The following is an 11,971-nucleotide window of genomic DNA, read 5'->3' on the forward strand; positions in this document are numbered from 1 at the left end:
TCATGCCGCGTTATAATTTCAGGAAAACCGAAGCTAAATGGCAGTCTGTCTGGCATAAACGGGGCTGTTTTGCCGTCGGCGAGGATTCTGATCGACCGAAGTACTATGTGCTTGAGATGTTTCCCTATCCCTCGGGACGCATCCACATGGGGCATGTGCGCAACTATACCCTCGGCGATGTGATCGCCCGCTATAAACGCGCCTGCGGCTTCAATGTATTGCACCCGATGGGCTGGGACGCCTTCGGCCTGCCGGCGGAAAACGCCGCCATCGAGAACAAGATTCACCCGGCGAAGTGGACCAAAGACAATATCGCCGCCATGAAGAAACAGCTTAAATCGATGGGGCTTTCCTACGATTGGTCCCGTGAAATCGCCACTTGCGATCCGGAATATTACAAACACGAACAAAAAATTTTCCTGGATTTTCTCAAGCACGATCTGGTCTATCGCAAGGAATCCTGGGTCAACTGGGACCCGGTTGAAAATACCGTTCTCGCCAATGAACAGGTAATTGACGGAAAAGGGTGGCGCTCCGGGGCGAGCATTGAAAAGCGCCGGCTTACCCAGTGGTTCCTTCGCATTACCGCCTTCGCCGAAGAGCTGCTGGCGTCGCTTCCCACGCTGACGCGATGGCCCGATCAGGTCCGGCTTATGCAGGAAAACTGGATCGGTCGTTCCCAAGGGGCGTACATTGATTTCGAGCTTGCCGAAGTTTTTGCCGACGCCCCCGATTTAAGCCGCCTTAAGGTCTACACCACCCGCCCCGACACCATTTTCGGCGCCGCTTTTTGCGCCGTCGCCGCCAATCATCCCCTGTCCCTGAAACTGGCCGAGAAAGACCCCGGCCTGGCGGCGTTCATTTCCGAATGCAACCGCCTCGGCACCAGCGAAGCCGCCATCGAAAAAGCGGAAAAGACCGGCTATGACACTGCATTGCTTGTCCGTCATCCCTTTCTTCCCGCAATTACCCTGCCCGTTTATGTCGCCAATTTTGTGCTGATGGAGTATGGAACCGGCGCCGTTTTCGGGTGTCCGGCGCACGATCAACGGGATCTGGATTTTGCCCGAAAATACGGCCTGAAAGTAACTCCCGTCATTGCTCCCCCCGATGTCGATCCTGCTTCCTTCAAGATTGACAACATCGCCTACGCCGGCGACGGCGTCCTTATCAATTCGCATTTTCTCGACGGTTCGGATGTAGAAAAGGCCAAGGAAGCGGTGACCGCCCGCCTTGAATCTTCAGGCTCCGGCGGCAAAACCGTAAATTATCGTCTGCGCGACTGGGGCGTTTCACGGCAACGCTATTGGGGATGCCCGATCCCGGTGATCCACTGCGCGGAGTGCGGCGTCGTCCCCGTGCCGGAAAATGACTTGCCGGTCGTCCTGCCCGAAGAGATCAGCCTGAACGCCTTCGGCAATCCCCTGGAAAACCACCCGACCTGGAAAAATGTCGATTGCCCGAAATGTCATAAGCCGGCGCGTCGTGAAACCGATACCTTTGATACTTTTTTTGAATCATCCTGGTACTTTGCGCGGTTTTGCTCACCGAAAGCAAAAACCGCGTTCACGAGGGAAGCCGTCAATTACTGGCTGCCGGTGGACCAATATATCGGCGGCATTGAACACGCCGTGCTGCATTTATTGTACTCGCGCTTCTTTACTCTCGCCATGAAGCGCTGCGGTTACCTGGATGTCGAAGAGCCGTTCGCCGGCCTGCTGACCCAGGGCATGGTTTGCCACGAGACCTACCGCGACGGCGACGGAAGCTGGCTTTTCCCGGATGATATTACCCCCGCCGAGGGCGGAGGCTTTGAATATAAGGGAAAGGCGGTCACCGTCGGCAGATCGGAAAAAATGAGTAAATCGCGCAAAAATGTCGTTGATCCCGAAGCGATCATCAGCGCCTACGGCGCCGATACGGCGCGACTGTTCATGCTTTCCGACAGTCCCCCGGAGCGGGACCTGGACTGGACCGATGCGGGAGTCGACGGCGCCTGGCGCTATATCAACAAGCTGTGGCGCATGGTCGCTTCCGCCGGGACATATCTTTTACCCGCCGCCGCCGACATGCCGGACAACCTGAGCGACGACTGCAAGGCGTTGCGCCAAGCCGTTCACCGGACAATCGCCGCCGTTTCCGGCGATCTTGACCGGTTTCATTTCAACAAGGCGGTGGCCCGAATCAGGGAATTGACCAATAACGTTGACGCCCTCGCCGAAAACGAGGAAGGAGCGCCCTGGGTTATCCGCGAGGGTCTGGAAACGATAATCCGGTTGATCGCGCCGATGACGCCGCATATAGCCGAAGAGTTATGGCTGACGCTCGGCCATGACGCCCTGCTTGTGGACGCCGCATGGCCCAAAGCCGATGATTCATTATTGCGCGAAGATTGTGTTACCATCGGGGTCCAGGTAAACGGCAAGCTTCGGGGAACCATTGACTTGCCGAAAGACGCCGATGAAAGCGAAGTAGAAAAGTCGGCGCTGGCGCTGCCCAATGTCGTTAAGGCCATCGACGGTAAAAAAGTGCGAAAAGTTATTATCGTGCCCAACAGGATTGTAAATGTTGTTATTTAGATATCTCTCCGTTTTTCTGATGCTGGCCCTGCTTGCCTCCTGCGGGTTTCGCCCCATGCACGGGAGCCGCGCCGGCGGCGAAGTCGTCGCCGACCTGGCAAGCATCGAGGTCAAGCCGATCACTGACCGCAGCGGACAGCTTTTACGCAACAAGCTACAGGATACTCTTACCCCCGGCGGCCGCCCCGACAAGCCCCAGTATCTTCTCAACATTAAGCTTAATGAGAGTATTCAGCAGTTAGCCGTGGAAAAAGACGCCTTTTCATCCCGCGCCAATCTGATCATGTCCGCGAGCTTCTCTCTTTCCGAGGCCGCAACCGGCGCGTCCTTGTTTAAGGGATCAAGCAAAATCGTAAGCAGCTATAACATTCTGACCTCGGATTTCGGCAACCTGATGGCGGAGAAAGACGCGCGAACCCGCGCCGTCGAGATGATCGGCGATGATATTCGCACCCGCCTGTCGGGTTTCTTTTCCCTCCCCGCCGCTAAAGGAGTCCCCAAATCGTAAAGATTCCGCCGGGACGCCTGAATGATTTCCTGCGCCGTCCTGATCCGGCCATGCGCTGCCTTCTTTTATACGGACCTGATCAGGGTCTGGTCCATGAACGGGCCGATATATTGGCCCGAACCGTAGTCGATGATCTGCGCGACCCGTTTCGCGTCGTCGAATTAACCGGAAAAACCCTGAAAGAAGACCCGGCGCGGCTGGCGGATGAGGCAAATGCCCTGTCTTTCGGCGGAGGGGGACGGGTCATAAGATTGCAGGACGCTACGGATTCCTTGTCTGCTTTATTCAAGGAGTTTTTCGCTTCAAGCCGCATCGAAGCCCTGGTTATCGTCGAAGCGGGTCCGCTGAAGGCGCAATCATCTTTGCGCAAAACGTTCGAAGGCGCGAAAAATGCTGCGGTTATCGCCTGTTATGAAGATGAAAAAGCCGATCTTCGCAACATCGTTAAAGAATCGCTCGGCAAGCACAATATCTCCGTCTCCCCCGACGCTCTCGCCGTTTTAATCGATTGTCTCGGCGCCGATCGCTTGATGAGCCGCAGCGAACTGGATAAATTAGCCCTGTACATAGGAGGCGCCGGCGCGGTTACGGTAGAAGACGTCCGCGCCTGTATCGGCGACAGCTCCGCAATCTCATTGGATGATGTTTTAAGCGCGGTATTTGATGGCGATCGCCTTGCCCTGGAACATAGCTTGACGCGCTCTTTCGCCGAGGGGATTTCGCCCGTAACCATATTGCGGGCCGCCGCGAATCATCTCCAGCGGCTTCACCTCGCCAAAGCGCTTGTCGCCAAGGGGCAGGCCCCCAAGCAAGCCATGAAATCCTTGAGGCCTCCCGTTTTTTACAAACAGGAAGATCGTTTCGCCGGCCAGTTACAACTTTGGACCAATAAAAAACTGGCCTCGGCCATGGATCTCGTCACGGAGGCCGAACTGGATTGCAAAACGTCCGGACAACCGGACAAGGCTGTTTGCGGACGAACCCTGTTGCGTCTGGCCCAGGCGGCGCACCACGCCTGATTTTATGATTCGCTTTCGTCGGCGTTTTCCCGCCGCGCCCCGTGCGCCCCGTGACTCAGGCGATGAAGAATGTCGTCCAGTTGATCCAAAGAATTATAGTGGATGGCCAGGGAGCCTTTCTCGCCGCGAAATTTGATCTTCACCATCAGGCCGAGAAGGTTGGTCAGGTCATTTTCAAGAGCGATGGCGTCGACATCCTTGGCCGCCGGTTTTTTGGCCGTCGTTTCGGTTCGACCGTTATCCTTGGCCAAAAGCTCGGTCTGCCTGACGTTAAGGCCGCGCTCGACCACCTGACGGGCAACCGCTTCCGGGTCTTTGACATTCAACAGCGCCCGCGCATGGCCGGCCGTCAGCTCGCCCCTTTCCATCATCGCTTTTACGGAACCGGGAAGTCCGAGCAGCCGCATCATGTTGGCGACGTGGCTTCGACTTTTACCGACGGACTTGGCCAGATTCTCCTGCGTATGTTTGAATTCTTCAAGCAGCCGGTTATAGCCCTCCGCTTCTTCAAGAGGGGAAAGGTCCTGACGTTGCAGGTTTTCCACCAGGGCGACTTCCAGAGCCTCCCGGTCATTAAGGTCCTTGATGATTACCGGAACTTCATGCGCCTTGGCTTTTTGCGCCGCCCGCCACCTGCGCTCCCCGGCGATGATTTCAAATGAATCGGCGTCACCCTGACGGCGACGGACCAATAACGGCTGAAGAACGCCCTTTTCGCTTATTGATTTGGCCAGCTCATTGAGCGACTCCTCATCCATGATGCGCCGGGGCTGGTATTTGCCGGGATGAAGAAGCTCAACGGGAACCATTTTGGAGACGCGAAGCCTGTCGAGAGCCGAGTAATCCTCGCCTTTCTCGCCGAGCAACGCCGAAAGCCCTCTTCCAAGGTTTTTGCGCTTGGTTTCAGCCGCCATTATCTTGCCATCCGGTTTTCACGCCGCAAAACTTCGCTGGCCAAATGAAGATAAGCCTGCGAACCGGCGCAAGCCATGTCATAAACCAGGACCGGACGACCATGGGAAGGGGCTTCGGAAATGCGAACGTTTCTCGGAATCACCGTTTTATAGACTTTTTCGCCGAAAAATTCACGGACATCGTTTTCAACCATCCCTGACAAGTTATTGCGTTTGTCAAACATGGTTAACACAATCCCTTGTATTTCAAGGCTTGAGTTGAAGTTTCGTTTCACTCTCTCAACGGTTTTAACCAGAAGGCTGATCCCCTCCAGCGCAAAAAATTCGCATTGCAGCGGCACCAGCACCGCCTGCGCGGCGACGAGAGCGTTAATCGTCAACAGATTAAGGGAGGGAGGACAGTCGATCAGAACATAATCATAATCGCCCGCCCCCTTGATGAGGGCTTCGCGGAGGCCGTACTCCCGGCGCTCATAATCAATCAGCTCGATCTCGGCCCCCGACAAGTCCAGGCCGGAAGGAACGATCTGAAGGCCGGGAATATCGGTATTCAGAATCGCCTCGTTGATCTCGGCCTCGCCGACCAGAACATGATACGAATTGCAATCCCGTTCGCCCCGCTCAATACCAAGTCCGGTGCTGGCGTTCCCCTGCGGGTCCATATCTATGATAAGTACTTTTTTCTTAACCGCCGCCAACGCCGTTGCCAGATTGATGGTGGTCGTGGTTTTTCCAACCCCGCCTTTTTGATTGGCGACGGCAAAGATACGCACGCCGCCTGCTTGACTCTGTTCATTATTTTCAGCCATGGCGTCGAGATATTTCCCCTAATTGCAGGATCGTCCCCGTCGGATCGGAAACGCTGCGGATCATCTGAGCCGACATCTTCCATCTTTTTAGTGATTCCGTCAATTCTTCTTGCGCCTTTTGCCCCTTGAGAAAGAGACATTTTCCATCGGTTTTTAAAAGCGGCCAAGCGTATTCCAGCAATTTATTCAACGACGCGCAGGCGCGAGCCGTAACATAATCGGCCTTAATGCCCTGTTTTTCTTCGATTCTCCGATTATGAATAACGGCTCTGGTTTCCAGAACGCCGTTCAATTCACGCAAAAATGAGCATTTTTTACCATTGCTCTCGATCAAATGAATTTCATGCGTGGTGAGGACGGCAAGAACCATCCCCGGAAACCCCGCCCCGCTGCCCATATCGATAATTATTTTTTTATCGGCGGGAAGCAACGCAAGTAATTGCGCCGAGTCCAGAATATGCCTTCGCCAAATATCATTGAGGCTCCCCCGGCCGATGAGGTTCATCCGCTTTTGCCATTTCTCAAGAAGCCTCACATATGCCTCAAGGCGCGCCATTTGTTCGTCCGTTATCGAAACGATTTCTCGCAGGTCCGTGGGCGGCGACGCTTCCGTTGTCATTTCACTTCCCGCCCTCCGCCTTTTCCATTGTTTCACGTGAAACGGCGGCGGAATGATCAATATGCGCCTTTTTGCCTTTGCGGCGAACGTAAGCCAGCAGGATCGTCAACGCCGCCGGCGTTACGCCAGGTATCCGCGCTGCGGCGCCGAGCGTCGCCGGACGGGCGCCGGCAAGTTTGGCCCGCGCCTCTGTTGAAAGTCCGGGGACGAAGGCAAAGTCCAGATTCGTCGGCACTTCCAGCGCCTCATCGCGGCGAAACGCCGCAATATCCGCGTCTTGCCTTTCCAGGTAGGCGGCGTAGCGGGCTTCTATTTCAATCTGCTCAACAATTTCGGCGTCAAGATCGCCGATGACCGGCCATAACGTCAATAGCCGACTCATCCTGACTTCCGGATGGGCCAGCAATTCCATGCCGTTGCGCCTCAAGCCGTCCATATTAATCTTAATCCCGCGCTCGCGAAGCTTATTAGAGGTTATTGTAAGCTTTCCCAGAACGTTACGAGCGTTTTTTAATGCTTTTTGTTTTTTAGCAAATTCTTTTTTTCTTAACGGCGACACACAGCCGATTTCGATCCCTTTCGGCGTAAGCCGTTGATCGGCGTTATCCGCCCGCAAGCGCAGCCTGTATTCCGCCCGCGAGGTAAACATCCGATAAGGCTCAGTGACCCCATGGGTCACCAGATCATCGACCATGACTCCGATGAAGGCGTCGGCGCGATCCAAAACCAGAGGGCTTTTGCCGATGGCCGCCGTCGCCGCGTTGAGTCCGGCCATAAGCCCTTGGCCGGCCGCTTCCTCATATCCCGTCGTCCCGTTGATCTGCCCGGCAAGATAGAGTCTACTCACGCGGATGGTTTCCAGGGTGGGCTTGAGTTGTCGCGGATCAACGTAATCATATTCGATAGCATACCCCGGCCTTAACATAACGGCGTTTTCCAGGCCGGGGATTGTCTTCAGCAGTTCAAGCTGCGCATCTTCCGGCAGCGACGTGGAAATGCCGTTGGGATACACGGAAATATCGTCCAGGCCTTCCGGCTCCAGAAAAATCTGGTGACTGTCCCGTCCGGCGAATCTCACTACTTTATCTTCTATGGACGGGCAATACCTTGGTCCCACGCTTTTGATCTGCCCCGAATAAATGGGGGCGCGCGCCAAATTATCACGAATCAATTTGTGTGAATCCGGCGTCGTCCGGGTAATATGGCAAGCAACCTGCCTCGTCCTGATTTCTTTAGTGAGAAATGAGAACGGCGTCGGCGGCGAGTCGCCTTCCTGCGCGGTGAGATTCCGGTAATCAATCGTGCGGCCATCCAGTCGCGGCGGCGTTCCCGTTTTCAGCCTCCCCAAAACAAGCCCCAGCTTGATAAAGGTTTCCGCCAGACCGCGTGACGGCGATTCGCCGATCCGCCCGGCCGGCGTCTGCGTTTCGCCGATATGAATCACGCCGCGCAGAAATGTCCCGGTAGTTACCACCACGCACTTTGCGCCATGCTCTCGCCCGCCCGTCAACCGGACACCGCCGAGCTTGCCGGAAGCATCGAAAAGCAAAGCGTCGACTTCGCCGGCAATGATCTCAAGATTATCCTGCTCCTGAAGAAGCAACTGAATCGCCTGCTTGTATAGTCCCCGATCAGCCTGGGCGCGCGGGCCATGGACGGCCGGCCCCTTGGATCGATTCAGCATGCGAAACTGAATTCCGCTTCGATCAATCGCCCTCCCCATCAGCCCGTCCAAAGCGTCAATCTCCCGCACGATCTGCCCCTTGGCCAAGCCGCCGATGGCGGGATTGCACGACATCTCGCCGATGGTCTCTATCTTGTGAGTGAGCAACAGGGTGCGAGCGCCCAGGCGAGCGGAAGCGGCGGCCGCCTCACACCCGGCATGGCCGCCGCCGATGACGATAACGTCAAATTTTTGATCCGTTTTCATATGGCGACTTTATAAATAAGTATTTCCCGAGTCAAACATCAGCAAAATTAAATAATGGTAAATATTTTATTAACGATGTTTTTTCGTTTTCCGCCATCAGTGAGTCATCAACATTTATTCCGGCTTTATCGACGGCGTTGTTTCACGTGAAACAGCAACCCATAAGAACAAAACCGCCTTTTTTGAAATTTAACCCAATATTATCCGATTTGATTCTATTTCGTTCTAAAAAATAAACAACGTTTCACGTGAAACATCATTTGCCTATGCAAAAATCCTTGAAAATAACATCGAGGATGTCTTCAACATCGACGCGGCCGGTGATTCGCCCCAGCGCCCGCGCCGCCAGCCGCAAATCTTCGGCAACCAGCTCGGAAGCATCCGTTTGCCGGCAACGAATCAATGAATCCCGGCATTGTTCGAGGGCCTGACGATGCCGGGCCTGGGTCAAGGATGGGGAAGAAGAAATTTGACAGCGCCCGGCAATCATCCGTTCCAGCGCCGCCGCCATTTCTTCAATGCCTTCCCCTGTCAACACCGAGACATAACGCGGCGAATATCCCTTGATCTCCTTGGGAAAGCTCTCGAAATTGAGGTCAATCTTGTTGATAACGACCAACGCATTCTCGTTCACATATTCCGCCGCCAGGGGATCAAGGCCCCTTTTTGCGTCAAAGATAACCAGTTTAAGGTCGGCGCCTTCGGCCCAGGCCCTGGCCCGGCGCACCCCCTCCATCTCAACCTTGTCGCCGCTTTCGCACAAGCCTGCGGTGTCGGCAACCACCACCGGATACCCGGCAATGTCAAGGCGGACCTCAATAACATCCCGCGTCGTTCCCGGCAGATCAGAGACAATCGCGGCGTTGCGCCTGGTCAATAAATTCATCATGCTCGATTTGCCGGCGTTCGGCGGCCCGATAATCGCCAAATGAAGGCCATTGTGTAAAATTTCGCCGCGCTTGCCGTCACCCAGATGAGCGATAATCTGCGAAAGCAAAAAATCAACGCCATGAATTACTTTATCGAATAAATCGACGGGCAGGTCTTCATCGGAAAAATCAATGGTCGCTTCGATATCGGCAATGATCGCCATAAGGCTTTGACGCCATGACTCATAGAGCCGCCCCAGTTCCCCCTGCATTTGCCGCAAGGCCTGACGCCGCTGCGCTTCCGTCTCGGCGTTTATAAGGTCGGCGAGTCCTTCCGCCGCCGTCAAATCAAACTTATCGTTCTCAAAAGCGCGGCGACTGAACTCCCCCGGCTCGGCAAGCCGCAACCCCTCGCATGCGCCCAAGGCGTTCAGCATCCCGGAAAGCACCGCCCGCCCGCCATGGACATGCATTTCGGCGACGTCTTCTCCGGTAAAACTTGACGGCGCGGGGAACCAAAGCGCCAGCCCCTCGTCAACGAGAACGCCGTCAACCGGGTTATGAAACCCCGCCCTTGTCGCTCGCCGCGCCGGCGGCAATTCACGCCGACTCAACGCCTGCAAGGCTTTCCCCGCCTGCGGCCCGGAAACTCGAATTACCGCGATCCCCGCCCGCCCGCCACCGCCGGCCGGGGCGTAGATGGTGAGCGCCTTCATATCAATGCTGCTAAAATGACTAACAACACAATATGTAGTATCTCCTATTCGTTTAAGCTCAACATCAAGTGTTTTGGCGGCTTGCCCTTCTGAAAGTGATCAACGACGATCCGGTCGATGTCTTCGCGGCTCCGGCAGTTATACCAGACGCCTTCGGGATAGACGACCATCGCCGGCGCTTTTTCACATCGCCCCAGGCAACCGGAGGAATTGATTCTTACTCCCTCAAGGCCCAGCTCCAGCACTTTCTCGCGCAAATAAGCGAACACTTCATCGGCGCCGTGGCGTCCGCACGACGGCTTCGGATGATTTACCGGGCGCACGTTGGTGCAGCAAAAAACATGATATTTATAATATTGTCCCGAATTTTCATTGTTGGCGGTCACGATGATTCCTTTTCCTTTTCCTTTGTCTTGGCCCCGGCCTCAGCATAGCTGTAAGATTTACCCATGCAATACCTCAGTATGAACTCGCCGTTCGGCCCGCTTACGCTGTTTGAGGAAGAAGGCCGTCTGGTCGCCCTTGAATGGGGACGGACGTCTGCTAACCGCTCATCGCCGCTTTTAACCATGGCCAGGGACCAATTAAACGCTTATTTCGACGGCCGGCTCAAGACATTCACCCTGCCGCTGAAGCCGTCAGGAACCGGCTTTCAACACTCGGTATGGGCGCTGATGCGCGAGATTCCCTACGGCGCCTCCCGAACCTACGGCGATCTCGCCAAGGCGCTCGGCAGCGCCCCTCGCGCCGTCGGCGGGGCCTGTGGCCGCAATCCCCTCCCGATTATCATTCCCTGTCACCGGGTAATCGGCGCCGGCGGCAAAATGACCGGATATTCGGGCGGCGGCGGCATAGAAACCAAGCTCGCCCTCCTTCGTCTGGAAGCCGACTGAAAGGAAAAATCATGAGCAACGCCATCCGCATTCATCAATACGGCGGCCCGGAAGTCCTGCAATGGGAAAAAATCGACATCGGCAAGCCCGGCCCCGGCGAGGTTCGCCTCCGACAAAGCGCCGTCGGCCTCAACTACATCGATATTTATCACCGAACCGGGCTGTATCCCGTCCCCCGCTTGCCGGCCGTCATCGGCATGGAGGCCGCCGGAATCGTCGAAGAAATCGGCCCCGGCGTACAAAACCTGAATCCCGGACAAAGGGTAGCCTACGCCTCCCTGCCCGTCGGCGCCTACGCCGAAGAAAGGCTGATGCCGGCCGACCGCCTGGTTTCGCTGCCCGATGCGATCAGCGACGCCCGGGCCGCCGCCATGATGCTGCAAGGCATGACCGCGCAATACCTGCTGCGCCGCACTTATCGCGTTCAAAAAGGCCATGTCATTCTTGTCCATGCCGCCGCCGGGGGCGTCGGCTCAATTCTCTGCCAATGGGCCAAATGCCTGGGCGCCGTCGTCATCGGCGCCGTCGGCTCCGATGAAAAGGCCGAATCGGCAAAAGCCGACGGCTGTGATCACGTCATCAATTACCGGCGACAAAATTTCAGCGAACGCGCCCGTGAAATTACCGACGGCAAAGGCGTGGACGTTGTTTATGACTCCGTGGGCAAAGACACCTTCAACGGCTCGCTCGATTGCCTGAAGCCGATGGGAATGATGGTGAGTTACGGAAACGCCTCGGGGCCGGTTCCACCTTTTGATCCGGCGCTTCTTTCCGCCAGGGGATCACTGTTTCTCACCCGTCCGACCCTGATGACCTATACGGCGGAACGGAAAGATTTGATGTCCGGCGCGGCGGAGCTTTTCGCGGCGACGCTTGCCGGCCATGTAAAAATACACGTCAACCAAACCTACCCCCTGAGCGGGGCCGCCCACGCCCATCGTGACCTTGAAGCAAGAAAAACAACGGGTTCGACGGTTCTTTTAACTTAGGGCCAAAACTCATTAAATTCATGAAATTCTGTGACATCAAAATGACTGAGGGACAAGGAGAATCGGCGAAGGCGGGCCTGTCGGCCCCCGACGAGCCGATTTTCCGCCGTCCATTCGGTCATTTTG

The 11,971-nt window shown here is 55.8% G+C and carries 11 protein-coding genes; 5 read left to right on the forward strand and 6 right to left on the reverse strand.

Annotated elements, in window-relative coordinates; all coding sequences use genetic code 11:
* Positions 1-2: 2 nt before the first annotated feature.
* From A3H92_02555 to A3H92_02565, 3 genes are read left to right on the forward strand one after another with little or no spacing between them, the layout of a single operon-like run.
* Positions 3-2,579 carry a leucine--tRNA ligase gene (locus tag A3H92_02555; GenBank protein ID OHC75573.1) on the forward strand — a complete coding sequence of 859 codons (2,577 nt, stop codon included), beginning with the start codon at positions 3-5 and terminating at the stop codon, positions 2,577-2,579.
* The gene (locus tag A3H92_02560; GenBank protein OHC75574.1) at positions 2,566-3,087 is read left to right on the forward strand and encodes a hypothetical protein; all 522 of its coding nucleotides are present in this window, start codon (positions 2,566-2,568) and stop codon (positions 3,085-3,087) included. The genes A3H92_02555 and A3H92_02560 overlap by 14 nt, the downstream gene beginning before the upstream one ends.
* 50 nt (positions 3,088-3,137) lie before the next feature.
* A complete protein-coding gene (locus tag A3H92_02565) occupies positions 3,138-4,106 on the forward strand; it encodes a DNA polymerase III subunit delta (GenBank protein OHC75575.1) in 969 nt (322 codons plus the stop codon).
* Positions 4,107-4,108: 2 nt separating this feature from the next.
* Here the strand turns inward: A3H92_02565 and A3H92_02570 are convergent, their stop codons facing one another.
* The 6 genes from A3H92_02570 to A3H92_02595 all read right to left on the reverse strand — a co-directional run bounded on the left by A3H92_02570 (position 4,109) and on the right by A3H92_02595 (position 10,349).
* Positions 4,109-5,020 (reverse strand): chromosome partitioning protein ParB, encoded by a 912-nt coding sequence (locus A3H92_02570; GenBank protein ID OHC75576.1) that lies wholly within the window; start codon positions 5,018-5,020, stop codon positions 4,109-4,111.
* Entirely contained in the window at positions 5,020-5,829 is an 810-nt protein-coding gene (locus tag A3H92_02575; GenBank protein OHC75577.1) for a chromosome partitioning protein ParA, read from the reverse strand. The genes A3H92_02570 and A3H92_02575 overlap by 1 nt, the downstream gene beginning before the upstream one ends.
* Entirely contained in the window at positions 5,822-6,448 is a 627-nt protein-coding gene (locus A3H92_02580) for a 16S rRNA (guanine(527)-N(7))-methyltransferase RsmG (protein ID OHC75578.1), read from the reverse strand. Before A3H92_02580 ends, A3H92_02575 begins: the two co-directional genes overlap by 8 nt.
* Position 6,449: 1 nt before the next feature.
* The gene (locus A3H92_02585) at positions 6,450-8,378 is read right to left on the reverse strand and encodes a tRNA uridine-5-carboxymethylaminomethyl(34) synthesis enzyme MnmG (GenBank protein OHC75579.1); all 1,929 of its coding nucleotides are present in this window, start codon (positions 8,376-8,378) and stop codon (positions 6,450-6,452) included.
* 256 nt (positions 8,379-8,634) lie between these two features.
* Positions 8,635-9,963 (reverse strand): tRNA uridine-5-carboxymethylaminomethyl(34) synthesis GTPase MnmE, encoded by a 1,329-nt coding sequence (locus A3H92_02590; GenBank protein OHC75580.1) that lies wholly within the window; start codon positions 9,961-9,963, stop codon positions 8,635-8,637.
* A gap of 44 nt (positions 9,964-10,007) precedes the next feature.
* Complete coding sequence (locus A3H92_02595; GenBank protein ID OHC75581.1) at positions 10,008-10,349, reverse strand: hypothetical protein; 342 nt, start codon at positions 10,347-10,349, stop codon at positions 10,008-10,010.
* A 63-nt stretch (positions 10,350-10,412) separates the two neighbouring features.
* Here A3H92_02595 and A3H92_02600 point away from each other — a divergent pair, with 63 nt between their 5' ends.
* Both A3H92_02600 and A3H92_02605 read left to right on the forward strand, forming a co-directional pair.
* Positions 10,413-10,856, forward strand: a complete 444-nt coding sequence (locus A3H92_02600; GenBank protein OHC75582.1) for a cysteine methyltransferase — start codon at positions 10,413-10,415, stop codon at positions 10,854-10,856.
* Positions 10,857-10,867: 11 nt separating this feature from the next.
* Positions 10,868-11,845, forward strand: a complete 978-nt coding sequence (locus A3H92_02605) for a quinone oxidoreductase (protein OHC75583.1) — start codon at positions 10,868-10,870, stop codon at positions 11,843-11,845.
* Positions 11,846-11,971: the final 126 nt, after the last annotated feature.

Source organism: Rhodospirillales bacterium RIFCSPLOWO2_02_FULL_58_16, assembly GCA_001830425.1.
Classification (GTDB): Bacteria; Pseudomonadota; Alphaproteobacteria; order Rhodospirillales; family 2-02-FULL-58-16; genus 2-02-FULL-58-16.

What these genes read in the sequence shown, in the direction of transcription:
- A3H92_02600 (OHC75582.1), top strand. Translation starts at nt 10,413, where the DNA reads ATGCAATACCTCAGTATGAACTCGCCGTTCGGCCCGCTTACGCTGTTT.
- A3H92_02560 (OHC75574.1), top strand. Translation starts at nt 2,566, where the DNA reads ATGTTGTTATTTAGATATCTCTCCGTTTTTCTGATGCTGGCCCTGCTT.
- A3H92_02585 (OHC75579.1), bottom strand. Translation starts at nt 8,378, where the DNA reads ATGAAAACGGATCAAAAATTTGACGTTATCGTCATCGGCGGCGGCCAT.
- A3H92_02590 (OHC75580.1), bottom strand. Translation starts at nt 9,963, where the DNA reads ATGAAGGCGCTCACCATCTACGCCCCGGCCGGCGGTGGCGGGCGGGCG.
- A3H92_02575 (OHC75577.1), bottom strand. Translation starts at nt 5,829, where the DNA reads ATGGCTGAAAATAATGAACAGAGTCAAGCAGGCGGCGTGCGTATCTTT.
- A3H92_02605 (OHC75583.1), top strand. Translation starts at nt 10,868, where the DNA reads ATGAGCAACGCCATCCGCATTCATCAATACGGCGGCCCGGAAGTCCTG.
- A3H92_02570 (OHC75576.1), bottom strand. Translation starts at nt 5,020, where the DNA reads ATGGCGGCTGAAACCAAGCGCAAAAACCTTGGAAGAGGGCTTTCGGCG.
- A3H92_02555 (OHC75573.1), top strand. Translation starts at nt 3, where the DNA reads ATGCCGCGTTATAATTTCAGGAAAACCGAAGCTAAATGGCAGTCTGTC.
- A3H92_02565 (OHC75575.1), top strand. Translation starts at nt 3,138, where the DNA reads ATGCGCTGCCTTCTTTTATACGGACCTGATCAGGGTCTGGTCCATGAA.
- A3H92_02580 (OHC75578.1), bottom strand. Translation starts at nt 6,448, where the DNA reads ATGACAACGGAAGCGTCGCCGCCCACGGACCTGCGAGAAATCGTTTCG.